Here is a 23045-nt window from a genome sequence, read left to right on the forward strand (position 1 = left end):
TCCATGGCAACGCTTGAGCCTGTCCCTCTACGCCAGGAACAGGCTGGCAACAATCAACGACGTGGCAGGAATTGCAGCGGATCTACAGGTTTACCTTGGCGGCGAATCTCAAAATGCAGCTTCACCCGGTCAGTTCCCGTTGACCCCATCTCGGCAATCGTCTGCCCAGCTTTGACCTGTTGCCCCTCCCGAACCAACAGCCTACGGTTGTGGCCGTAAGCACTTACGTAGGTATCGCTGTGTTTGATGATGACCAATTCGCCGTAGCCCCGCAATCCACTCCCGGCGTAAACCACTGACCCATCAGACGCAGCTAAAACAGGCTGTCCCAAATCTCCAGCGATATCAATGCCTTTATTCAAACTACCGTTTGAAGAAAATTTCCCTATCAAAATGCCATTCGACGGCCATGTCCAACCCTTCGGAGAAGGCCCGGCAGGCAAGGTAGAGCTGCCGGCGGGAGGCGGAACCACCGTCACCGGCTTGGAAATAACGGTGGTTTTGACCGAGCCAGACGGGCTTGTTGTCGTCGAAGTCGTCGTGGACGCGACAGGCGAACGCACAGCTCCAGATGAACCCGCGACGGCCGACGATGTTGAATTTGAACGCCCGTCGAAGCGAATCGTCTGACCCGGACGAATCGTGTAGGGTTCAGGAATCTGATTACGCGCCGCCAGCGCTTTGTAGTCCCAGCCGTAACGGAAGGCAATGGAAAAAAGCGTATCGCCCCGACGGACGACGTATTGTCCAGTGGTCACGGTTGGACGCTGGGGGGCAGCATTGTTATTACGATCGACGACACGCACGCCACCGGACGGCGCACTGGAACAACCGACCAAGAGGACACTGAGCGCAATGCCAATCACCAGCCGCTGAAAACTTGTTGAATAACTACGCTGCCGAATGACTGTGCGACTCACCCGCCACTCCCTTTACTGGTGACTGAATTAAAGATGCCTATTGTGCCGTAATAACGGCTGGCACCTACTGCTTAATGCTGTGAAGCCAATGGATACTTCAGGGTTGATCGTTTCTCGGGCCCAACTGCGCTGCCGGTCCTGGACGCCATGAGGTAGACAGGCGGTGTTGCGCAGAATTCAGTGAGTTGTCATCAAGCCAGCGGACCATTGAGCAAAGGTACAAAACGTACCGCTCCCAGTACGTGCCGGGAGAACCCGTTTTCTTCACGCACAATGAGCATCAACTGCTGCACTTCGCCCGACCCGACCGGGATAACCAGTCGCCCTCCGGGTGCAAGCTGGTCGAGCAAGGCCTGCGGCACGTCAGTCGCCACGGCAGTCACGATAATCCCGTTATACGGTGCCAGCGCCGGCCAGCCTTCCCAACCATCGCCCCAGCGAAACACCACGTTGCGCAGATTCAGCTCGACCAGACGCTCCTTGGCGCGATCTTGCAGAACCTTGATGCGCTCAACCGAAAATACCCGTTCCACCAGCTGCGCCAGGACGGCAGTCTGATAACCGGAACCCGTACCAATCTCCAACACCTTGTCCAGAGGGCCAGCCGCCAAGAGCAGCTCGCTCATGCGCGCGACCATGTAAGGCTGGGAAATTGTCTGGTTATGGCCGATTGGCAGCGCCGTATCTTCATAGGCTCGATGAGCCAGAGCTTCATCAACAAACAGATGCCGCGGGGTCTTGCGTATGACTTCCAGCACCTGAGCGTTGGACAGCCCTTCATCGTAGAGACGTTGAATCAGACGCTCGCGAGTCCGCTGGGAGGTCATCCCGATTCCACGACGTAACAGATCATCTTGCTCGCGCGACATCAAAGAAGGCCCTCCAGCCATTTGTTCAGGCTAGCGAACCCGTCCTGGTAAGTACGATCAAGCTGCAAGGGGGTAACAGAAACATAGCCCTGCATCACTGCATGAAAATCCGTGCCTGCACCGCCATCCTCTGCGTCACCGGCAGCTGCAATCCAGTAGCCGGCCCGTCCCCGTGGGTCGACGACCTTGATCGGCGCTGCAGCTCGCGCCCGATGACCAAGACGGGTCAATTGAATGCCCCGAATATGATCGAGGGGCAGATTGGGAATATTCACGTTCAAGACTGTGCGCGGCGGCAAATCAAGCAGCTCATGAGCCTCTACCAGCAGTCGCGCGTAATGCGCAGCAGTCGCGAGGTTATCCGGCTGACGTGACAGGAACGAGAAGGCAAATGAAGGCCTTTCGAGGAATCGGCCTTCAAGCGCTGCCGCCACGGTGCCGGAATACAGCACGTCGTCCCCCAGATTAGCGCCCAGGTTGATACCCGACACCACCATGTCCGGCTGCACTTCCAGTAACCCGTTCAGGCCCAGGTGCACACAATCGGTCGGCGTGCCGTTGACGCTGATGAAACCATTCGCCAGGGCATGGGGATGCAAAGGCCGGTCGAGCGTCAATGAGCTGCTGGCACCGCTTTTGTCTTGATCGGGGGCGATCACCACGCATTCGCTGTAATCGGCCAGCGCCGCATACAACGCAGCGAGACCGGGTGCGGCGACCCCATCATCGTTAGAAATCAGAATACGCATGAGCTGTCCGTCTGCCCAACCGGCACCAGATCAACAAGTTCGCGCACCAGTACAGTGGCGAAGCATCCGGGCGGAAGGACGAATTCCAGTTGCAGAATGTCAGGCTCGGGATAATGCCACGTCAACCGGCCAATGGGCAGTCGCAGGATGCGTCGTTCGTGCTCCATTCCCGCTCTTGTGAGCCAGTCGCGCAGTGCCGACTCGCGATTGGCCACATCGTTTTCCAGTGCAGCCGTGGCCCCGGAGGCTGGCGATGGGCCTTCTCCCCATTGCGGACCGGTCGGATGCAGATCGAGAATCGCCAGCCGAGGGTCATTGCATTCATCTACGCCCGCCGGAAAAAAACTGCGGCTGTCGGTGAACGCCAGCAAGTCACCCACCTGTGCAACCTGCCATGAACCATCAGCAACCCGCGCCGCCAGGACCTGATTGAACAGGTAGCTACGGGCCGTCGATAACAGTCGGGAACGCACTGCACGCTGTTCCGGCAAAGCCTGGCGAGCAGCATAATCGCGCGCCTCGCCCAGATTTCCACCTTGGTAGCCAAATCTCTGAGCACCGAAGTAATTAGGGATTCCGCCCTTGGCGATCAACTCAAGTCGCGCGTTCAGCGCCTCCTTGTCGACATTCAACCGGGTCAGGCGCAGTGTGAAGCCGTTTGCAGCGTGAGCACCGCGCTGAAGCTTGCGCTTGTGACGGGTGCTTTGAAGAATCTTCAGGGTCTCGTTTTCGGCCGAACTCAGGTCTGGGTCAGCCTTGCCCGGCAGCTGGATGCTGAACCACTGACGAGTCAGCGCCTGGCGATCCTTCAGACCCGCGTAGCTGACAGTCCTGAGCTGCACGCCAGCGGCACGCGCCAGACGGCGGGCGGCTTCTTCGGTGTTGAGGCCGCGTTTCTCGACCCATAACCATAAATGCTCGCCATCGCCGGAAAGCGGGATGTCCAGCACTTCATCGACCTGAAAATCCTCGGCAGTCGCCTTGAGCACCGCGCTACCCAGCGGCGGGCCATAAGCTTGCGGGCCCAGCAGTTCTGATTCGGTCATGCGGACAGCAACAGCGCAACGGCGTGAACGGCGATGCCTTCTTCGCGACCGGTGAAGCCGAGCTTTTCAGTAGTGGTCGCCTTGACGTTCACTTGATCCAGCTCGACTTGAAGATCCTCGGCGATCAATGCGCGCATGGATTCGATATGAGGGGCCATTTTCGGTGCCTGAGCAACAATCGTTGCGTCTACGTTGCCGACCTTCCAGCCTTTGCCCTTTACCAGCGTCAAGACGTGGCGCAGCAATGCGCGGCTGTCAGCGCCTTTGAACTGCGGATCGGTGTCCGGGAAATGCTTGCCGATATCACCCAGTGCGGCGGCGCCGAGCAGTGCATCGCTCAAGGCGTGCAGTAAAACATCACCATCGGAATGAGCGAGCAGGCCGAACCGGTGAGCAATGCGCACGCCACCCAGGGTGACGAAGTCGCCCTCAGCGAAACGGTGCACATCATAGCCATGGCCAATACGCATAAAAAAACGCCCTGAAAAAAGTCAGGGCGTGATTCTACCTACTTTGTCGACGCTTAGCTGTTCAACGCGTCGCCATGATGCCGCAGGTGATCTTCAATAAAGCTGGCGATGAAGAAATAGCTGTGGTCGTAACCAGGCTGCATGCGCAATGTCAGAGGATGACCCGCCGCTTTCGCAGCCTGAACCAGCGCCTCTGGCTTAAGCTGATTGGCGAGAAAATCATCGCGATCCCCCTGATCTACCAGGATCGGCAGCTTCTCGCGTGCATCAGCGATCAGCACTGTGGCATCCCATTCACGCCAGCGCGAACGCTCTTCGCCCAGATAGCGTGAAAAGGCTTTCTGCCCCCAAGAGCAATCCATCGGATTGGTGATCGGCGAAAACGCCGAGACCGATTTGTAGCGCCCTGGATTACGCAACGCGCAGATCAACGCACCATGACCGCCCATGGAGTGGCCACTGATCCCCCGCGCTTGCGAAGCCGGGAAATGCTCTTCGACCAGAGCGGGCAGCTCGTTCACCACGTAATCGTGCATGCGGTAATGCCTGGCCCAAGGCTCCTGGGTGGCATTGAGATAGAACCCGGCACCAAGGCCGAAATCCCACGCGCCATCAGGATCACCTGCAACACCGGGGCCTCGCGGGCTTGTGTCAGGCGCAACGATGATCAAACCCAGCTCAGCCGCGACGCGTTGCGCTGCTGCCTTCTGCATGAAGTTTTCATCGGTACAGGTCAGACCGGAAAGCCAGTACAGCACCGGCAACTTGCCGCCCTGCTCCGCCTGCGGCGGCAGATAGACAGCAAACACCATGTCGCATCCGAGCACGTCGGAATGATGCTTGTAACGCTTGTGCCAGCCGCCAAAGCTTTTTTGACAGGAAATATTCTCTAGAGCCATGGTCGTAAACTCCCAGACACAAGCTACAAGCTTCAAGCTGCAAGAGGCGCGGAACCCTCTTGTAGCTTGTCGCTTGAAGCTTGCAACTGCTTAAAAGTGAATGACTGTGCGGATGCTTTTGCCGTCGTGCATCAGGTCGAACGCCTTATTGATGTCTTCAAGCCCCATGGTGTGGGTGATGAAGGTATCCAGAGGGATTTCGCCTGTCTGAGACTTCTCGACATAGCTTGGCAACTCGGTACGACCACGAACACCGCCAAATGCCGAACCGCGCCAGACGCGACCGGTCACCAACTGGAACGGACGGGTTGCGATTTCCTGACCGGATGCGGCCACCCCAATGATCACCGACTCGCCCCAGCCTTTGTGGCAGCATTCCAGCGCGGCACGCATCAGGTTCACGTTGCCGATACATTCGAAGCTGTAGTCGACACCGCCGTCAGTCAACTCAACGATCACATCCTGAATCGGCTTTTCGTGATCTTTGGGATTGATGAAATCAGTCGCACCGAGTTCACGGGCCACGTCGAATTTCGCCGGATTGATATCGATTGCAATGATCCGCGAGGCCTTGGCCATTTTCGCACCAATGATCGCAGCCAGACCGATACCACCCAGACCGAAGATAGCGACAGTGGCGCCCTCCTCGACTTTGGCAGTATTGAGCACAGCCCCGATGCCGGTAGTGACGCCACAGCCCAACAGGCAGACTTTTTCCAGTGGGGCTTCTTTAGGGATTTTCGCCAGGGAAATTTCCGGCACCACGGTGTACTCGGAGAACGTCGAGCAGCCCATGTAGTGGTAAACCGGCTCGCCGTTGTAGCTGAAACGGGTCGTACCATCAGGCATCAGGCCTTTGCCTTGAGTGGCGCGGACTTTCTGGCAAAGGTTGGTTTTGCCGGACTTGCAGAACTTGCACTCGCGGCATTCGGCGGTATACAGCGGGATCACATGATCGCCCACTGCCAGGGAAGTAACGCCCTCGCCGATGGCTTCAACAATACCGCCACCCTCATGCCCCAGGATGCACGGGAATACGCCTTCAGAATCGGCACCGGACAACGTGTAAGCATCAGTGTGGCAAACGCCGGAGGCGACTGTGCGAATCAATACCTCACCGGCCCTTGGTGCTTCGACGTCGACTTCAACGATTTGCAGCGGTTCATTGGGGGCAAAAGCAACAGCAGCACGTGACTTGATCATCAATCTTTCTCCAACGAGGTTAAAACAATGGACAGAGTGTAAAGCACTGCCGTTTGGTTAATAATCCAGTCAAAAGCAAAACATTATTGCTGAACAGGGATAATCGATGTACATCAACCGCTGGGAAGGCCTGGATGAGTTCGTCGCTGTGGCTGAATGCGGCCAGTTCACGGCAGCAGCTGAACGAATGGGCGTTTCCTCCTCGCACATCAGTCGGCAAATCGCCCGCCTCGAAGAACGCTTGCAGACCCGCCTGCTGTATCGCAGCACCCGACGGGTCGCATTGACTGACGCTGGCCAGACTTTTTTGCACCATTGCCAGCGCTTGCAGGACGGTCGCGAGGAAGCCTTGCGGGCGGTAGGTGATTTAACCAGCGAACCCAAAGGCCTTTTGCGTATGACCTGTGCCGTGGCTTACGGCGAGCGGTTTATCACACCACTGGTGACGCGCTTCATGGATTTGTATCCGCAGATCCGGGTGGAGATCCAGTTGAACAACGACACGCTGGACATGGTTCATGAGGGGCTGGATCTGGCCATCAGGCTGGGCCGGTTACAGGATTCCCGCCTGGTCGCCACCCGCCTCGCGCCACGCCGGATGTATCTGTGCGCATCGCCATCCTATCTGGAGCGATACGGTCGGCCGCACAGTGTGTCGGAGCTCAGTCGGCATAATTGCCTGATCGGCAGCAGTGACACCTGGTTACTTCAACAGAACGGACGGGAGTTTTCCCAGCGTGTTCAGGGTAACTGGCGCTGCAACAGCGGGCAGGCGGTGCTGGATGCTGCGCTGCACGGCGTCGGACTGTGTCAATTACCGGATTATTACGTGTTAAGCCATCTGAACACTGGCGCGCTGGTTTCCCTGCTGGAAGCTCATCAACCGCCGAATACAGCAGTCTGGGCGCTGTACCCCCAACAACGACACCTTTCGCCAAAAGTGCGCAAGCTGGTGGATTATCTGAAAGAGGGGTTGGCGATGCGGGATGAGTATCGGTAGGTGGCATACCTGTGGGAAATATTAAGTTCGCCCGCAAGCTGACGTGGGACCGGCTTTAGCCGGGAAGGCGATATTTCTGACGACACATTTCAGTGACGGTGAGGGCCTCTTCCCGGCTAAAGCCGGTCCCACGACATTGCGCCAAGACCTGGGATTGCGCAGAGGCCTCGCTCCAGCAAGATCCACGAATATCAGCGATTAAATTCGCTACGCCGTTGACGCAACCATTCAAGATCCTCAGGACGAGTGACCTTGATGTTATCCGAGCGTCCTTCGATCAATCTGGGCGACTGCCCTGCCCATTCGATGGCAGAGGCTTCATCGGTAATAGCAACGTCGGAAACCAGGCCGTCGGCCAAGGCACGGTGCAGAGCACCCAGGCGAAACATCTGCGGGGTGTACGCCTGCCAGATCAGGCTGCGGTCTACCGTTTCGGTGACCCGGCCATCAGGTCCCGCGCGCTTGAGGGTGTCACGGGCAGGCACGGCCAACAGCCCACCCACCGGATCATCAGCCAGTTCGCCCAGCAGGTTATCCAGGTCCGAGCGTGACAAATTAGGCCGCGCAGCATCATGGACCAGTACCCAATCCTCGTCATCGGCGCCTTGAGCATGCAAATGCAGCAACGCGTTGAGCACTGAATCCGCACGCTCTTTGCCGCCATCGACCCGTGTAATACGCGAATCCAGCGCACACGGCAGATTGGGCCAGTAAGGGTCGTCCACAGCCAGACTGATCACCAGGCCCTTGAGTCGGGGGTGATCGAGGAAACATAGCAGGCTGTGTTCAAGAATCGTCAGGCCGCCCAGTTGCAGGTACTGCTTGGGACGATCTGCGGCCATACGGGCACCGATGCCCGCAGCAGGAATCACTGCCCAGAAGGCAGGAAGAGTGCTCTTGTTCATAGGGTCAGCTTCATTGCGCCAACTGATAGAGCGTTTCGCCGTCCTTGACCATGCCCAGTTCATGACGGGCACGCTCTTCTACGGTTTCCATACCTTTTTTCAATTCAAGCACTTCAGCGTCCATGACCCGATTGCGCTCAAGCAGCGCTTCGTTCTCGGCATGTTGATCAGCGATCTGCTGATTAAGGCTGGCCACTTGCGCCAGACTCCCGTTCCCCACCCACAGGCGATATTGCAGGCCCGCAAGCAACAGGATCAGGACGAGAAACAACCAGTTAGGACTGCGCATTGAATATCAGGTACCCAGTAAAAAAGACAGCAGAGCCGACAACGTGAAGCCAACAATACAACAGGGACTGAGGGCATAGAGCCTGGCGGGGCCAGGCTCTATAGCGGTGCAAGCCGCATCAATGCTGATCAATCATCCGGGAAAGCAGGTGATTGTCACAGCACCGGCTGTCTTTTTACCATCTCGGTGTCAGCCGCGAAACTCGCCGCGACCACGATATACCGCCTTCGAACCCAGTTGCTCTTCAATACGCAGCAGCTGGTTGTACTTGGAGATACGATCGGAACGGCTCAACGAACCGGTTTTGATCTGACCTGCAGAGGTGCCCACTGCCAGATCGGCAATCGTAGAGTCTTCGGTTTCGCCGGAACGGTGCGAGATAACAGCGGTGTAACCAGCAGCCTTGGCCATCTGAATGGCTTCCAGCGTTTCGGTCAGGGTACCGATCTGGTTGAACTTGATCAGGATCGAGTTACCGATCTTCTTGTCGATACCTTCCTTCAGGATCTTGGTGTTGGTCACGAACAGATCGTCACCTACCAGTTGCACCTTGTCACCGATCTTGTCGGTGAGGATCTTCCAGCCATCCCAATCGGACTCATCAAGACCGTCTTCAATGGAGATGATCGGGTGCTTACTGACCAGATCGGCCAGGTAGTCAGCGAAACCGGCGGAATCGTACTCGCCTTCTTCACTCAACACATACTTGCCGTTCTTGTAGAACTCGCTGGCCGCGCAGTCCAGTGCCAGAGTCACGTCGGTACCCAGCTTGTAGCCCGCATTGGCAACAGCTTCGGCGATGGCGTCCAGTGCATCGGCATTGGAGTTGAGGTCAGGTGCGAAACCACCTTCGTCACCTACGGCGGTGTTCAGGCCACGAGCCTTCAGCACAGCTTTGAGGTGATGGAAAATTTCGGTGCCCCAGCGCAGGCCTTCGGAGAAGGTCTTGGCGCCGACAGGCTGAATCATGAATTCCTGGATGTCGATGTTGTTATCGGCATGCTCGCCACCGTTGATGATGTTCATCATCGGAACCGGCATCGAGTAAACACCCGGCGTACCGTTCAGGTTGGCAATGTGCGCGTACAGCGGCAGGTCCTGATCCTGGGCAGCGGCTTTAGCTGCGGCCAGAGAAACAGCGAGGATCGCGTTGGCGCCCAGGCTGGCTTTGTTGTCAGTACCGTCCAGAGCAATCATGGCGCGGTCCAGCGCTTGCTGGTCGACCGGATCCTTGCCCAGCAACAGGTCGCGAATCGGACCGTTGATGTTGGCTACAGCCTTGAGAACGCCCTTGCCCAGGTAACGGCTCTTGTCGCCATCACGCAGCTCCAGCGCCTCGCGCGAGCCGGTTGAAGCACCGGACGGAGCGCAGGCGCTGCCGATGATGCCGTTGTCGAGGAGCACATCTGCTTCCACGGTGGGATTGCCACGGGAGTCGAGAACTTCACGACCTTTGATGTCGACGATTTTTGCCATTGTTGTAAACACTCCAAGATTGACGAAAACGACGCAGCTGGGAAATGCCTGTCGCTCAAGGGCTCATTACAGGGCAGACCTAAGAGCGACAAACCCCGACCTGAGGTCGGGGGATGTAAGCGTGCGGCACTTTACCGGAGGCTAACCTGCCGGAGAAGTCCGATTTAAGCGGTTTCTACTGCCGGGAAGCTTTTGACCAACTCATCCAGCGCCTTGAGCTGCGCCAGGAATGGCTCCAGCTTGTCCAGACGCAAGGCGCAAGGGCCGTCGCATTTGGCATTGTCCGGATCAGGATGAGCTTCAAGGAACAATCCAGCGAGGTTTTGACTCATGCCAGCCTTCGCCAGTTCCAATACCTGCGCACGACGACCGCCAGCAGAGTCCGAACGACCGCCCGGCATCTGCAAGGCGTGGGTCACGTCGAAAAATACCGGGTAGTTGAACTGCTTCATGATGCCAAAGCCGAGCATGTCCACAACCAGGTTGTTGTAGCCAAAACTGGTGCCGCGCTCACAGAGGATCAATTGGTCGTTACCGGCTTCTTCGCACTTGCTCAGGATGTGTTTCATTTCCTGAGGGGCAAGGAACTGGGCTTTCTTGATGTTGATCACAGCGCCAGTGCGGGCCATGGCAACCACCAGATCGGTCTGACGCGACAGGAAAGCCGGCAACTGAATGATGTCGCAGACTTCAGCAACGACTTTCGCCTGCTCTGGCTCATGCACGTCAGTGATCAATGGCACATTGAAGGTCTTTTTGACTTCTTCAAAGATCCGCATGCCCTCTTCCAGGCCCGGACCACGATAGGAGTGCATCGACGAACGGTTAGCTTTGTCGAAACTGGCCTTGAATACATAAGGGATACCGAGCTTTTCGGTAACCCGTACGTACTCTTCGCAAATCTGCATGGCCATGTCCCGGGACTCAAGAACGTTCATGCCACCGAAAAGCACCATTGGCTTGTCGTTGGCGATGTCGATTGAGCCTACGCGGATAGTTTTCTGAGCCATGTTCTGAGTTTCCCGAATCAAGAATTTTTCTTGTGTTGAGTCAGTGCAGCCTTGACGAAGCCACTGAACAGCGGGTGACCGTCGCGAGGTGTCGAGGTGAACTCTGGGTGGAACTGGCAAGCCACAAACCATGGATGATCTGGTGCTTCGACCACTTCGACCAGCGCGCCATCACCGGAACGGCCCGACACTTTCAGGCCGGCTTCCAGCAACTGCGGCAGCAGGTTGTTGTTCACTTCGTAGCGATGACGATGGCGCTCAACGATCACGTCGCTGGCGTAGCAGTCATGCACCAGCGAGCCCGGCTCAAGCTGACACTCCTGAGCCCCCAGGCGCATGGTGCCGCCCAGATCGGAGCTTTCGGTACGGGTTTCAACAGCGCCAGTGGCGTCAGCCCACTCGGTGATCAGACCCACAACGGCGTGTGCGCCGTTGCGATCGAATTCGGTGGAGTTGGCGTCTTTCCAGCCCAGCACGTTACGAGCGTACTCGATCACGGCCACTTGCATGCCCAGGCAGATACCCAGATACGGAACCTTGTTTTCACGAGCAAACTGAACGGCAGTGATCTTGCCTTCAACACCACGCAGACCGAAGCCGCCTGGAACCAGAATCGCATCGACACCTTCCAGCAGCGCGGTGCCCTGGTTCTCGATGTCTTCAGAGTCGATATAGCGCAGATTGACCTTGGTACGGTTGGTGATGCCAGCATGACTCATCGCTTCGATCAGCGACTTGTAAGCGTCCAGCAGCTCCATGTATTTACCGACCATGGCGATGGTGACTTCATGCTCAGGGTTGAGCTTGGCGTCTACCACAGCGTCCCACTCGGACAGGTCTGCGCTGTTGCATTGCAGACCGAAGCGCTCGACGACGAAATCGTCGAGGCCCTGGGAGTGCAGGATGCCCGGAATCTTGTAGATGGTATCGGCGTCTTCCAGCGCGATAACGGCACGCTCTTCCACGTTGGTGAACTGAGCGATCTTGCGACGCGACGAAATGTCGATCGGGTGATCCGAGCGGCATACCAGAACGTCAGGCTGCAGACCGATGGAACGCAACTCCTTCACCGAATGCTGGGTCGGCTTGGTTTTGGTTTCGCCAGCGGTCGCGATGTAAGGAACCAGCGTCAGGTGCATCAGCATGGCGCGCTTGGCGCCCACTTCGAAGCGCAACTGACGGATCGCTTCCAGGAACGGTTGCGATTCGATATCACCCACAGTGCCGCCAATCTCGACCAGGGCGACGTCGGCATCGCCTGCGCCCTTGATGATCCGGCGTTTGATTTCGTCGGTGATGTGCGGAATAACCTGAATGGTCGCACCCAGATAATCACCACGGCGCTCTTTGCGCAGGACGTGTTCGTACACACGGCCAGTGGTGAAGTTGTTGTTCTGGGTCATGGTCGTGCGGATGAACCGCTCGTAATGGCCAAGGTCCAGGTCGGTTTCAGCGCCGTCATGCGTAACGAACACCTCACCGTGCTGGAACGGGCTCATGGTACCCGGATCGACGTTGATGTAGGGGTCAAGCTTGAGCATGGTGACCTTAAGTCCCCGCGCCTCCAGGATGGCCGCCAATGAAGCCGAGGCAATGCCTTTCCCCAATGAAGAAACAACACCGCCCGTGACGAAGATGTAGCGCGTCATGAAAAACCCTAGAAGTCTGCGTTAAAGCGGTCAGAGCCGCCGGGGAAAGCGAAGGAAGGCCGAAGCCCCCGATTACCGACAAAACTCACGGTGAACTCCCGAACTGCTGCGTTGAAACGGACTGACTGAAAAAGCCTGTCAATTGCGCGCCACATGTCAAGAATCATCCAGCAAAGACTGGTTGGTAACCGGCAACTCATGTCGATCCAAAAGGATCCACAGAAGCTGTATCAAGAAGGGAGCGTAGTCTACCGGAATTGGGCTTTCAGCTCAAACTTTGGTCATTCGTCGGCGGCACCCAGCGCAGGATGAAGCTTTCATGGCCGCAAACATTGAGCGCAGGCAGGTTTGCCACCGCCAGAATTTCGCCGTTACGGAACAGCAGCGGCAATCGGCCGCGGACAAATATCGGTATTTCGCGCTCATTGAGCAGACGCTTGAGATCGCGATGTCCGCGGTCGGGCAGACTGAGAACTTCTCCTCCCTGGCGATAGCGAACCTCCAGCACTCCGGAAGGCAGTTCACCGTCAATGAAGAGCTGACCGTTATCGGGCAGCGTCAGCGCATGCCGCGCATCCGCCCATGGCTGAGCGGACGGCATCACGGGTTTTAGCCAATTGTCGGAAAGCCACCAGATGCGCCCCTGATCACGATGCAACTCGCCATCGGCCAAACGCCATACCGGGTGCCCGCCCTGCCCTGCGTCTCGCAGAGTTTCCCAGCCAACCCAATGATCGCTGTCCGGCAGACGCGTCAGCGGGGCCAGCCAATGGCGCAGAGCATTGCGTTGGCGCGAGGGCGAAAGGCCAGCCAGGGCGGGCAAGGCCAGCGAGGGAAGCTCTAGCCAATCGAATGCATGGCTGGATTCGGCCGACGCGAGATCGACCTGGGCCAGTTCCTCAAGCAACTGCTGCGCTTCATTCAGGTGTGCGGCCGTGCGCGCCATATTTGCGGTTGCCTGCGGCCAGCGGGACCTCAATGCGGGCAGCACCTGATTGCGCAGGTAGTTGCGCGAATAATGAGAGTCTTCGTTGCTGGGATCTTCGACCCACAGCAAATGATGCTCGCGGGCGTAAGTCTCCAACTCTTCCCGGGAAATACTCAACAAGGGCCTGACTAGCTGCCCCTGCCCCAAGCTGCGGCTAACCGACATCCCCGCCAGCCCCAGCACTCCGGCGCCTCGCAACAATCTGAACAGCAGGGTTTCAGCCTGATCGTCCTGATGTTGCCCCGTCAGCAGCACTTCATTTTCAGCAAGGCACTCACTGAACGCGGTATAACGCGCCTCACGCGCTGCCTGCTCAAGGCTTGCGCCCGACTTCACCTGCACGCTGATTACTTGCAAAGAAACGCCAAGCGCCTCGCAAACCTGTTGGCAATGCAGCGGCCAGGCGTCAGCGACAGCCTGCAGGCCGTGATGGACATGGATAGCGGTTAACGGCGGTAAATTTTCGCGTTCGGCGAGTTCAGCCAGAAGGTGAAGCAAGACAGTGGAATCAAGACCACCGGAGAAACCGATGTGCCATGCAGGCGCGTTACGCCAGGGTGCCAAGGCTTGAAGAAGCTTGGCGGGGAGATCATGACCGGAAGGCCTGAATAGATACATCAGCGTTGTCTGACCTGTTGGAGCGAGGCTTGCCCGCGAAAGCGTAGTATCAGTCAGCATATGTATAAGCTGCAATTACGCCTTCGCGGGCAAGCCTCGCTCCAACAAGAGATTACAAACCGTAACTCATCAAGCGCTCATAACGACGAGCCAGCAGCGCGTCGCTATCGAACTTCTTGAGCATGGCCAACTGGCTGCTCAATTCCTGGCGGATTTCCAGCGCAGCGGCGGCCGGGTCGCGATGCGCGCCGCCCAGAGGCTCGGCGATGACCTTATCAACGATGCCCAGACCTTTCAGGCGATCGGCCGTGATACCCATGGCTTCGGCCGCATCAGGAGCCTTTTCTGCGGTTTTCCACAGAATCGACGCGCAACCTTCCGGTGAGATAACCGCGTAGGTGGAGTACTGCAACATGTTCAACTGATCGCAGACACCGATTGCCAGTGCGCCGCCAGAACCGCCTTCACCAATAACAGTGGCGATGATTGGCGTTTTCAGACGTGCCATGACGCGCAGGTTCCAGGCAATCGCTTCGCTCTGGTTACGTTCCTCAGCGTCGATACCCGGATAAGCGCCCGGCGTGTCGATGAAGGTCAGGATCGGCATCTTGAAACGCTCGGCCATCTCCATCAGACGACAGGCTTTGCGATAGCCTTCAGGGCGTGGCATGCCGAAGTTACGACGAACCTTTTCACGCACTTCACGGCCTTTCTGATGGCCGATAATCATGACCGGCTGACCTTCCAGACGGGCAACACCACCGACAATGGCGGCGTCGTCGGAGAAGTGACGGTCGCCATGCAGCTCATCGAACTCGGTGAAGATGTGCTGAATGTAGTCCAGAGTGTACGGACGACGCGGGTGACGCGCCATGCGTGCAATCTGCCAACTGGTCAGGTTGCCGAAAATGCTTTCGGTCAGCGTGTTGCTCTTGTCTTGCAGTCGCGAGATTTCATCGCCGATGTTCAGCGAGTTGTCATTACCCACCAAGCGCAATTCTTCAATCTTGGCTTGCAGGTCAGCGATCGGCTGTTCGAAATCAAGAAAATTCGGGTTCATAGGCATCCGTCTTGGGTCGACGGCCAAGAGGCCGGCCGGTTGATCCGTTAGCGCCTTACCTTACGGGAACAGGCGCATTCAGGTCGAGTTTAAAAATTCTGGGCTGATGCTTTCAGCGATACTGCAGGAAGACGTTCTCACGCCCGAACTGGTCACGCAGAGCTTGAATCAAGCTGTCCGCGGGATCAATTCGCCACGCTTCACCAAACTGCAGCAACGCCTTGGCATCCAGCCCGGTGTAATCCAGGGTAATCGGACAAGCACCGCGGTGGCGTTTGCACAGATCGCCCAGCCAGCGTAGCCGATCGCCTTTGAGCGCTTCGGCACGCACAGTCAGGCGCAAGCTTTCTGCCAGATTGGTGCGCGCATCTTCGATGCTCATCACCCGCTTGGCACGCAAGCGCAAACCACCAGAGAAATCGTCGTTACTGACCTCGCCTTCGACCACCACCATCGCGTCGGTCTGCAGCAAGGCCTGCGCCGAATGGAACGCTTCGGCAAACAGCGAAGCTTCTATTCGTCCAGAGCGGTCGTCAAGGGTGATAAACCCCATCTTGTCGCCCTTCTTGTTCTTCATGACGCGCAACGCAATGATCAGACCCGCGACGGTCTGAGTATCACGCGCAGGCTTGAGATCGATAATTCGTTGCCGTGCGAAGCGACGAATCTCGCCTTCATATTCGTCGATCGGGTGACCGGTCAGGTACAGGCCAAGGGTTTCTTTCTCACCGCGCAAACGGTCTTTGAGGCTACCTTCCTTGGCCTTGCGGTGATTGGCGTACACATCGGTATCTTCTTCGACGAACAATCCGCCAAACAGGTCCGAGTGACCGCTGTCATGACTGCGTGCCGTCTGCTCGGCAGCCTGAATCGCTTCTACCAGCGAAGCCAGCAACACCGCGCGGTTGCGGTCGATGTTGGCTTGGTACGCTTTAGGTTCGGTCTCGAAATAGGGGCCGAGACGATCAAGTGCGCCACTGCGAATCAGACCATCGAGGGTCCGTTTGTTGACTCGCTTGAGGTCGACACGGGCGCAGAAATCGAACAGATCCTTGAACGGTCCGTCTTCGCGGGCTTCGGTTATTGCTTCAACCGGGCCTTCACCCACACCCTTGATCGCGCCAAGGCCATAGATGATCCGGCCGTCTTCGCTCACTGTAAACTTGTATTCGGACGTGTTCACATCCGGCGCATCCAGGCGCAGCTTCATGATTCGCACTTCCTCGATCAAGGTCACGACCTTGTCGGTGTTGTGCATATCCGCCGAAAGCACCGCTGCCATGAACGGCGCCGGGTAATGCGCTTTCAGCCAGGCCGTCTGGTACGACACCAGGCCATAGGCCGCCGAGTGAGATTTGTTGAAGCCGTAACCGGCGAACTTCTCCACCAGGTCGAAAATGTTACCCGCCAGATCCGGGTCGATATTGTTGGTCTTGCAACCCTCAATGAAGCCGCCCCGCTGCTTGGCCATTTCTTCGGGTTTTTTCTTACCCATGGCCCGACGCAGCATGTCCGCACCACCGAGGGTATAACCGGCCATGACCTGGGCAATCTGCATCACCTGTTCCTGGTACAGGATGATGCCGTAGGTTGGCGCCAGAACCGGCTTGAGTCCGTCGTACTGGTAATCGACGTGAGGGTAGGACAACTCCGCACGACCGTGCTTACGGTTGATGAAGTCGTCTACCATGCCCGATTGCAGCGGCCCCGGACGGAACAGGGCCACCAGTGCGATCAAGTCTTCCAGGCAGTCAGGCTTGAGCTTTTTGATCAGCTCCTTCATACCGCGCGACTCAAGCTGGAACACCGCGGTGGTTTCAGCTTTTTGCAGCAACTGATAAGTCGGTGCGTCATCCAGCGGGATGAAGGCGATATCCAGAGGCTCTTCGTTGACCTTGGCACGATCACGGTTAATCGTTTTCAGCGCCCAGTCGATGATGGTCAGGGTCCGCAGACCGAGGAAGTCGAACTTCACCAGCCCCGCAGCCTCGACGTCATCCTTGTCGAACTGGGTCACCAGACCGCTGCCCTCTTCATCGCAATAGATAGCCGAGAAGTCAGTCAGTTTGGTCGGTGCGATAACCACACCACCGGCGTGCTTGCCGACGTTACGCACAATACCTTCAAGCTTGCGCGCCATCTCCCAGATTTCGGCAGCCTCTTCATCGACCTTGAGGAAATCCCGCAGGATTTCCTCTTGTTCGTAGGCTTTCTCAAGGGTCATGCCGACTTCGAACGGGATCATTTTCGACAGGCGATCAGCCAGTCCGTAAGACTTGCCCTGCACCCGCGCCACGTCCCGCACCACCGCCTTGGCGGCCATGGAACCGAAGGTGATGATCTGGCTGACCGCATTCCGGCCGTATTTCTCGGCCACGTAGTCGATCACACGGTCCCGGCCATCCATACAGAAGTCGACGTCGAAGTCGGGCATGGATACCCGCTCCGGGTTCAGGAAGCGTTCGAACAGCAGGTCATATTCGAGAGGATCAAGGTCAGTAATCTTCTGTACATAAGCCACCAGCGACCCGGCACCCGATCCCCGACCGGGGCCTACCGGTACGCCGTTGCTCTTGGCCCACTGGATAAAGTCCATAACGATCAGGAAGTAACCGGGAAAGCCCATCTGGATGATGATATCCAGCTCGAAATTCAACCGGTCAACATACACCTGACGCTTGGCTTCATAGTCCGGCGTCGTCTCTTTAGGCCAAAGTACCGCGAGGCGCTCTTCAAGCCCCTCGAACGAAACCTTACGGAAATACTCGTCGATGGTCATGCCATCAGGAATCGGGTAATCAGGCAGGAAGTGAGTGCCCAGCTTCACATCGATGTTGCAGCGCTTGGCGATTTCCACCGAGTTTTCCAGCGCTTCGGGCAGGTCGCTGAACAGCTCGGCCATTTCCTCGGCGCTTTTCAGGTACTGCTGATCGCTGTAATTGTGCGAGCGACGCGGGTCATCCAGCGCACGCCCTTCACCGATGCAGACACGGGTTTCGTGTGCTTCGAAATCTTCCTGCTTGATGAATCGCACATCGTTGGTTGCCACCAGCGGCGCACCATGGCGCTCGGCCAGGGCTACTGCGGCGTGCAGATGTTCTTCGTCATTGGGGCGGTTGGTGCGCTGCACTTCGACATAGAAACGATCAGGAAACACCGCCATCCATTCGCGCAACAGCTGGTCGGCATCGGCAGGGTTATTACCCAGCAACGCCATGCCGATCTCACCTTCTTTCGCCGCTGACAGCGCGATCAGGCCTTCGTTGGCTTCAGCCACCCACTCGCGCTCAATGATGATCTGGCCGTTGCGTTGACCATCAATGAAGCCACGGGAAATCAGTTCGGTAAGGTTTCGGTAGCCCTTGGCATTCATGACCAGCAGGCTGATGCGGCTCAACGCTGCATCTTCGTCCTTGTTCGACAGCCACAGGTCTGCGCCACAGATAGGCTTGATCCCCGCGCCCATTGCCGCCTTGTAGAACTTGACCAGCGAGCACAGGTTGTTCTGATCTGTCACCGCCACAGCGGGCATATTCATGGCCGCAAGGGTTTTGACCAGCGGCTTGACCCGTACCAGGCCATCGACCAGCGAATATTCGGTGTGCAGGCGTAGATGAACGAAAGAAGCCGGCATGGAGATCCTATAGCGCTAGAACAAAAACGAAGGCCCGGATTGTACCGGGCCTTTGGTAAAACATCAGCCCACTGTCAGCTCAATGGGAAAATCGACGTCGAAGACATTGTCGACTGGATCATTGCATCCCGCGCTGCATAGGCAGCACGCACCGGTCCGAATGAGCGCCTGTGAATCGGCGTTGGCCCGAGACGCGCAAGGGCTTCGAGATGCACCGGTGTCGGGTAGCCCTTGTGTCCACCGATCCCGTAACCGGGATATTTGAGTTCCATGGCGGCCATCTCACGGTCACGGCTGACCTTGGCCAGAATGGAAGCAGCAGCAATCGCCGGAACCTTGGAGTCGCCCTGAACCACCGGCGCACTGGGGACCGACAACTGCGGGCAACGATTGCCGTCGATCAAGGCCAGTTTCGGCGTGACCATCAGGCCTTCCACAGCACGCTTCATGGCCAGCATGGTGGCGTGCAGGATGTTCAGCTCATCAATCTCTTCGACTTCTGCCCGGGCAATGTGCCAGGACAGTGCTTTCTCGCAGATTTCCTCGAACAGCAGCTCGCGCTTTGCCTCTGTCAGCTTCTTCGAGTCATTGAGCCCCAGAATCGGACGACGAGGATCGAGAATGACCGCGGCGGTCACCACAGCACCACAAAGGGGACCACGGCCCACTTCATCAACGCCAGCAACCAGTTCTTCTACGAGATTGAAATCCAGACCCATTTGCATTGAACGCGAACTCACAGTGAAGGCGAATGACCAATCAGGTTCAACACCGCTTCAGCGGCCTGATTGGATGCATCGCGACGCAAGGTCCGGTGTATTTCGTCAAAACCTTCAGTCTGCACCAGGCCGTCATCCAGAAGCGGCAGCAATTGCTGCACCAATGCATCAGCAGTGGCGTCATCCTGCAACAGCTCCGGCACCAACAGGCGCTGAGCCAAAAGATTGGGCAGCGAGACGTACGGGCTTTTCACCAGACGCTTGAGTATCCAAAAAGTAAGCGGTGCCATGCGATAGGCAACCACCATGGGGCGCTTGTACAGCAGTGCTTCAAGCGTCGCCGTGCCCGATGCAATCAACACCGCATCGCAGGCGGCCAGCGCTACATGAGAGCGGCCATCGAGCAACAATACCGGCAAATCCCGCCCCTGCAACAATTGCTCGATCTGCACACGACGCTGGGGGCTGGCACACGGCAAGACAAATCTGACCTCGGGGCACACAGCCCGCAGACGCTCGGCGGCCTCGAAGAACAAGCTGCCCAGACGCCCGACTTCACCACCACGACTCCCCGGCATCAGCGCAACAACCGGACCATCACCGAGGCCTAGTTCGGCACGAGCAGCAGCACGATCGGCATGCAGCGGGATGGTATCGGCCAGCGGATGCCCGACAAACTTGACCGGCACGCCTTTCTCTTCATAGAAGCGAGCCTCGAAGGGCAGCAACGTCAGCATCAGATCGCAGCCTTCACGAATCTTGAGAACGCGCTTCTGCCGCCACGCCCACACCGATGGGCTCACGTAATGAACCGTTTTGATGCCGGCACGACGCAGTTGAAGCTCGATATTGAGGGTGAAATCCGGCGCATCGATGCCGATAAAAACGTCTGGCTTTTGATCAATCAGAGTCTGGATCAGCGCTTTGCGTTTGGCCAACAACTCACGCAAACGACCCAACACCTCAACCAGCCCCATGACCGAAAGGCGTTCCATCGGGAAATAGGAGACCATACCTTCGGCCTCCATCAGCGGGCCGCCGACGCCGATGAACTCAACCTGAGGGTGACGCACCTTGATGGCACGCATGAGACCGGATCCGAGAATATCCCCGGACGCCTCGCCAGCGACTAACGCGACACGCAATACGCTGGACATGATTAGCGGGTGATGCCGCGGGTCGAGGTCTGGATGGACTCAAGAAACACAGCCACCTCAGGGAACTGGGCAGCAGGCTCAGCCAGCTCGGCGATGGCCTGATCAACTGTCAGCCCTTGGCGATAAACCACTTTGTAGGCACGGCGCAAGGCGTGAATGGCTTCTTCAGTGAAGCCGCGACGACGCATGCCCTCGAAGTTCATGCTCCGGGCCTCGGCAGGGTTGCCGAACACGGTTACAAACGCAGGAACGTCCTTGCCAATGGCGGTACCCATGCCGGAAAAGCTATGGGCGCCAATGTGGCAGTACTGATGGACAAGCGTGAAACCGGACAGGATCGCCCAGTCTGCCACGTGCACATGACCCGCCAACGCAGTGTTGTTGACCAGAATGCAGTTATTGCCGATGACACTGTCGTGGCCGATGTGTGCATAGGCCATGATCAGGTTATGGTCGCCAATCGTGGTTTCGGCACGGTCCTGAATGGTGCCGCGATGAATCGTCACGCCTTCGCGAATCACATTGTGATCGCCAATGACCAGACGCGTCTCCTCACCTTTGTACTTGAGATCGGGCGTGTCCTCGCCTACCGATGAAAACTGGTAAATGCGATTGTGCTTACCGATCCGGGTCGGGCCACGCAGAATCACGTGAGGCCCAACCACTGTACCCTCGCCAATTTCCACACCAGCTCCGATGATCGACCAAGGGCCGACCTCCACATTGTCAGCCAGGATGGCTGTCGGATCGATGATTGCGCGAGGGTCAATTAAACTCATAGTTTACGTTCCGCACAGATGATTTCTGCGGAGCAAACCGGCTTGCCGTCAACGGAAGCGCTGCACTCGAACTTCCAGATCTGACGCTTGCAGCTGAGGAACTTCGCTTCAAGAATCAACTGGTCGCCCGGCAGCACTGGCTGACGGAAACGCAGTTTGTCCGAGCCCACGAAATAATACAGCGTACCGTCGGCAGGCTTGGCACCCAGCATTTTGAAACCAAGGATACCGGCAGCCTGAGCCATCGCTTCAATGATCAACACGCCCGGCATGATTGGATGCGCCGGAAAGTGGCCGTTGAAGAACGGCTCATTGATGCTGACGTTTTTATAGGCGCGAATACTTTTGCTCTCGACATCGAGCTCTACTACACGGTCTACCAGCAGGAACGGGTAGCGGTGCGGCAGGTATTCACGAATTTCGTTGATGTCCATCATTTCGAGGGGAAGCCTGTAGTCAAGATTGGGAGTGCGCGGCAATTGCGCTGCACTCCTCTGCAAATCAAGGAAGCAATTTATCGGCAGTGCACGCTTGATATGAAAAAAGTATCAGCCATCTGATGAAGCATTAACGCCTGAGGTCACTCCCTCAACAATCTTTTCCAGCTTTTGCAGTCGACGTGCCATGTCGTCGAGCTTGCGAATACGTGCAGCGCTTTTGCGCCATTCGCCCGCAGGCTGCATTGCCGTACCAGACGAGTAAGAACCCGGCTCGGTAATGGAGTGGGTCACCATCGTCATGCCGGTAATGAAGACACCGTCACAAATGTCGATATGGCCTACCAGCCCGACACCACCGGCCAGCATGCAGTGCTTGCCGATTCTGGTACTGCCGGAGATACCCACACAAGCCGCCATGGCAGTGTGATCACCGATCTGCACGTTGTGAGCGATCTGAATCTGGTTATCCAGCTTCACACCGTTACCAATGCGGGTATCGGCCAACGCGCCACGATCAATGGCGGTATTCACGCCAATTTCCACATCGTCACCGATCAGTACGCCACCAATCTGGGCGATCTTCTGCCAGATACCCTTCTCGTTGGCGAAACCGAAGCCCTCGCCCCCCAGAACGGCACCTGACTGAATGACCACACGCTTACCGATGCGTACATCGTGATAGAGCGTCACCCGCGGAGCGAGCCAGCCGCCTTCACCGATTTCGCAACGGGCACCAATGAAACAGTGCGCCCCAACAGTAACGCCTGCTGCAATACACGCCCCACTCTCAATCACAGCAAACGCGCCGATGCTCGCAGCAGGATCAATCTGCGCATCATCAGCGATGACTGCCGTCGGATGAACTCCGGCAGCGGCCTTTGGCTTAGGATCGAACAGATGGGAAATACGCGCGTAGGCCAGATAGGGATCCGGTACCAGCAACGCATCGCCAGCATACGAATCAGCATCTGCAGGCTTCAATAGCAACGCAGAGGCTTGAGTATCAACGAGGAATTTACGGTATTGCGGATTTGCCAGGAAGCTGACCTGACCTGGACCGGCCTCTTGCAAAGTGGCCAGCCCGGTAATTTCTTTATCCGCGGAGCCACGTAGCGTGGCCCCGAGGAACTCGGCCAATTGACCGAGCTTGATAGTAGCGGTCATA

Annotated in this window: 21 protein-coding genes; 1 reads left to right on the top strand and 20 read right to left on the bottom strand. The window is 57.3% G+C overall.

Annotated features, from left to right (window positions below):
- Positions 1-53 precede the first annotated feature (53 nt).
- The 7 genes from H8S59_RS08100 to H8S59_RS08130 all read right to left on the bottom strand — a co-directional run bounded on the left by H8S59_RS08100 (position 54) and on the right by H8S59_RS08130 (position 6156).
- Positions 54-920: a peptidoglycan DD-metalloendopeptidase family protein gene (locus H8S59_RS08100; protein ID WP_187521075.1), complete on the bottom strand. Its 867-nt coding sequence runs from the start codon at positions 918-920 to the stop codon at positions 54-56.
- 191 nt (positions 921-1111) lie between these two features.
- Entirely contained in the window at positions 1112-1747 is a 636-nt protein-coding gene (locus tag H8S59_RS08105; RefSeq protein ID WP_176469811.1) for a protein-L-isoaspartate(D-aspartate) O-methyltransferase, read from the bottom strand.
- Positions 1748-1788: 41 nt separating this feature from the next.
- The gene (gene surE / locus H8S59_RS08110) at positions 1789-2538 is read right to left on the bottom strand and encodes a 5'/3'-nucleotidase SurE (protein WP_095093575.1); all 750 of its coding nucleotides are present in this window, start codon (positions 2536-2538) and stop codon (positions 1789-1791) included.
- A complete protein-coding gene (gene truD / locus H8S59_RS08115; RefSeq protein ID WP_187521076.1) occupies positions 2526-3584 on the bottom strand; it encodes a tRNA pseudouridine(13) synthase TruD in 1059 nt (352 codons plus the stop codon). Before truD ends, surE begins: the two co-directional genes overlap by 13 nt.
- A complete protein-coding gene (gene ispF / locus H8S59_RS08120; RefSeq protein WP_187521077.1) occupies positions 3581-4054 on the bottom strand; it encodes a 2-C-methyl-D-erythritol 2,4-cyclodiphosphate synthase in 474 nt (157 codons plus the stop codon). Before ispF ends, truD begins: the two co-directional genes overlap by 4 nt.
- Before the next feature lie 53 nt (positions 4055-4107).
- Entirely contained in the window at positions 4108-4953 is an 846-nt protein-coding gene (gene fghA / locus H8S59_RS08125; protein WP_187521078.1) for an S-formylglutathione hydrolase, read from the bottom strand.
- A 90-nt stretch (positions 4954-5043) separates the two neighbouring features.
- Positions 5044-6156: an S-(hydroxymethyl)glutathione dehydrogenase/class III alcohol dehydrogenase gene (locus tag H8S59_RS08130; RefSeq protein ID WP_187521079.1), complete on the bottom strand. Its 1113-nt coding sequence runs from the start codon at positions 6154-6156 to the stop codon at positions 5044-5046.
- Between the two features lie 112 nt (positions 6157-6268).
- Here H8S59_RS08130 and H8S59_RS08135 point away from each other — a divergent pair, with 112 nt between their 5' ends.
- Positions 6269-7156: a LysR substrate-binding domain-containing protein gene (locus tag H8S59_RS08135; protein ID WP_187521087.1), complete on the top strand. Its 888-nt coding sequence runs from the start codon at positions 6269-6271 to the stop codon at positions 7154-7156.
- A 191-nt stretch (positions 7157-7347) separates the two neighbouring features.
- Here H8S59_RS08135 and ispD read toward each other — a convergent pair whose 3' ends face one another.
- The 13 genes from ispD to lpxD form a co-directional block, all read right to left on the bottom strand.
- On the bottom strand, positions 7348-8061 hold the full coding sequence (gene ispD, locus H8S59_RS08140) for a 2-C-methyl-D-erythritol 4-phosphate cytidylyltransferase (protein ID WP_095093581.1): 714 nt from the start codon (positions 8059-8061) through the stop codon (positions 7348-7350).
- A gap of 10 nt (positions 8062-8071) precedes the next feature.
- Entirely contained in the window at positions 8072-8350 is a 279-nt protein-coding gene (gene ftsB, locus H8S59_RS08145; protein ID WP_087273934.1) for a cell division protein FtsB, read from the bottom strand.
- Between the two features lie 189 nt (positions 8351-8539).
- Positions 8540-9826: a phosphopyruvate hydratase gene (gene eno / locus H8S59_RS08150; RefSeq protein WP_187521080.1), complete on the bottom strand. Its 1287-nt coding sequence runs from the start codon at positions 9824-9826 to the stop codon at positions 8540-8542.
- 164 nt (positions 9827-9990) lie between these two features.
- Entirely contained in the window at positions 9991-10836 is an 846-nt protein-coding gene (gene kdsA / locus H8S59_RS08155) for a 3-deoxy-8-phosphooctulonate synthase (RefSeq protein ID WP_027898794.1), read from the bottom strand.
- A 17-nt stretch (positions 10837-10853) separates the two neighbouring features.
- Positions 10854-12485, bottom strand: a complete 1632-nt coding sequence (gene pyrG / locus H8S59_RS08160) for a CTP synthase (protein ID WP_095093583.1) — start codon at positions 12483-12485, stop codon at positions 10854-10856.
- Between the two features lie 265 nt (positions 12486-12750).
- Positions 12751-14091, bottom strand: a complete 1341-nt coding sequence (tilS, locus tag H8S59_RS08165) for a tRNA lysidine(34) synthetase TilS (protein ID WP_187521088.1) — start codon at positions 14089-14091, stop codon at positions 12751-12753.
- A 112-nt stretch (positions 14092-14203) separates the two neighbouring features.
- Positions 14204-15151 (bottom strand): acetyl-CoA carboxylase carboxyltransferase subunit alpha, encoded by a 948-nt coding sequence (locus H8S59_RS08170; protein WP_095093585.1) that lies wholly within the window; start codon positions 15149-15151, stop codon positions 14204-14206.
- A gap of 112 nt (positions 15152-15263) precedes the next feature.
- A complete protein-coding gene (gene dnaE / locus H8S59_RS08175) occupies positions 15264-18785 on the bottom strand; it encodes a DNA polymerase III subunit alpha (protein ID WP_095093586.1) in 3522 nt (1173 codons plus the stop codon).
- A gap of 74 nt (positions 18786-18859) precedes the next feature.
- Positions 18860-19510 carry a ribonuclease HII gene (rnhB, locus tag H8S59_RS08180; RefSeq protein ID WP_187521081.1) on the bottom strand — a complete coding sequence of 217 codons (651 nt, stop codon included), beginning with the start codon at positions 19508-19510 and terminating at the stop codon, positions 18860-18862.
- 11 nt (positions 19511-19521) lie between these two features.
- Complete coding sequence (gene lpxB / locus H8S59_RS08185) at positions 19522-20661, bottom strand: lipid-A-disaccharide synthase (protein WP_095093588.1); 1140 nt, start codon at positions 20659-20661, stop codon at positions 19522-19524.
- A 2-nt stretch (positions 20662-20663) separates the two neighbouring features.
- Positions 20664-21440, bottom strand: a complete 777-nt coding sequence (lpxA, locus tag H8S59_RS08190; RefSeq protein WP_187521082.1) for an acyl-ACP--UDP-N-acetylglucosamine O-acyltransferase — start codon at positions 21438-21440, stop codon at positions 20664-20666.
- Positions 21437-21877, bottom strand: a complete 441-nt coding sequence (gene fabZ / locus H8S59_RS08195; protein ID WP_027898801.1) for a 3-hydroxyacyl-ACP dehydratase FabZ — start codon at positions 21875-21877, stop codon at positions 21437-21439. The genes lpxA and fabZ overlap by 4 nt, the downstream gene beginning before the upstream one ends.
- Positions 21878-21988: 111 nt before the next feature.
- Positions 21989-23044: a UDP-3-O-(3-hydroxymyristoyl)glucosamine N-acyltransferase gene (gene lpxD, locus H8S59_RS08200; protein WP_095093590.1), complete on the bottom strand. Its 1056-nt coding sequence runs from the start codon at positions 23042-23044 to the stop codon at positions 21989-21991.
- Position 23045 lies beyond the last annotated feature (1 nt).

Source organism: Pseudomonas folii (assembly GCF_014357575.1).
Lineage (GTDB): Bacteria > Pseudomonadota > Gammaproteobacteria > Pseudomonadales > Pseudomonadaceae > Aquipseudomonas > Aquipseudomonas folii.

Excerpts from the sequence above, each read along its gene's own strand:
- H8S59_RS08105 (WP_176469811.1), bottom strand. The coding sequence starts at position 1,747 with ATGACCTCCCAGCGGACTCGCGAGCGTCTGATTCAACGTCTCTACGAT.
- surE (WP_095093575.1), bottom strand. The coding sequence starts at position 2,538 with ATGCGTATTCTGATTTCTAACGATGATGGGGTCGCCGCACCCGGTCTC.
- truD (WP_187521076.1), bottom strand. The coding sequence starts at position 3,584 with ATGACCGAATCAGAACTGCTGGGCCCGCAAGCTTATGGCCCGCCGCTG.
- ispF (WP_187521077.1), bottom strand. The coding sequence starts at position 4,054 with ATGCGTATTGGCCATGGCTATGATGTGCACCGTTTCGCTGAGGGCGAC.
- fghA (WP_187521078.1), bottom strand. The coding sequence starts at position 4,953 with ATGGCTCTAGAGAATATTTCCTGTCAAAAAAGCTTTGGCGGCTGGCAC.
- H8S59_RS08130 (WP_187521079.1), bottom strand. The coding sequence starts at position 6,156 with ATGATCAAGTCACGTGCTGCTGTTGCTTTTGCCCCCAATGAACCGCTG.
- ispD (WP_095093581.1), bottom strand. The coding sequence starts at position 8,061 with ATGAACAAGAGCACTCTTCCTGCCTTCTGGGCAGTGATTCCTGCTGCG.
- ftsB (WP_087273934.1), bottom strand. The coding sequence starts at position 8,350 with ATGCGCAGTCCTAACTGGTTGTTTCTCGTCCTGATCCTGTTGCTTGCG.
- eno (WP_187521080.1), bottom strand. The coding sequence starts at position 9,826 with ATGGCAAAAATCGTCGACATCAAAGGTCGTGAAGTTCTCGACTCCCGT.
- kdsA (WP_027898794.1), bottom strand. The coding sequence starts at position 10,836 with ATGGCTCAGAAAACTATCCGCGTAGGCTCAATCGACATCGCCAACGAC.
- pyrG (WP_095093583.1), bottom strand. The coding sequence starts at position 12,485 with ATGACGCGCTACATCTTCGTCACGGGCGGTGTTGTTTCTTCATTGGGG.
- tilS (WP_187521088.1), bottom strand. The coding sequence starts at position 14,091 with ATGTATCTATTCAGGCCTTCCGGTCATGATCTCCCCGCCAAGCTTCTT.
- H8S59_RS08170 (WP_095093585.1), bottom strand. The coding sequence starts at position 15,151 with ATGAACCCGAATTTTCTTGATTTCGAACAGCCGATCGCTGACCTGCAA.
- dnaE (WP_095093586.1), bottom strand. The coding sequence starts at position 18,785 with ATGCCGGCTTCTTTCGTTCATCTACGCCTGCACACCGAATATTCGCTG.
- rnhB (WP_187521081.1), bottom strand. The coding sequence starts at position 19,510 with ATGCAAATGGGTCTGGATTTCAATCTCGTAGAAGAACTGGTTGCTGGC.
- lpxB (WP_095093588.1), bottom strand. The coding sequence starts at position 20,661 with ATGTCCAGCGTATTGCGTGTCGCGTTAGTCGCTGGCGAGGCGTCCGGG.
- lpxA (WP_187521082.1), bottom strand. The coding sequence starts at position 21,440 with ATGAGTTTAATTGACCCTCGCGCAATCATCGATCCGACAGCCATCCTG.
- fabZ (WP_027898801.1), bottom strand. The coding sequence starts at position 21,877 with ATGATGGACATCAACGAAATTCGTGAATACCTGCCGCACCGCTACCCG.
- lpxD (WP_095093590.1), bottom strand. The coding sequence starts at position 23,044 with ATGACCGCTACTATCAAGCTCGGTCAATTGGCCGAGTTCCTCGGGGCC.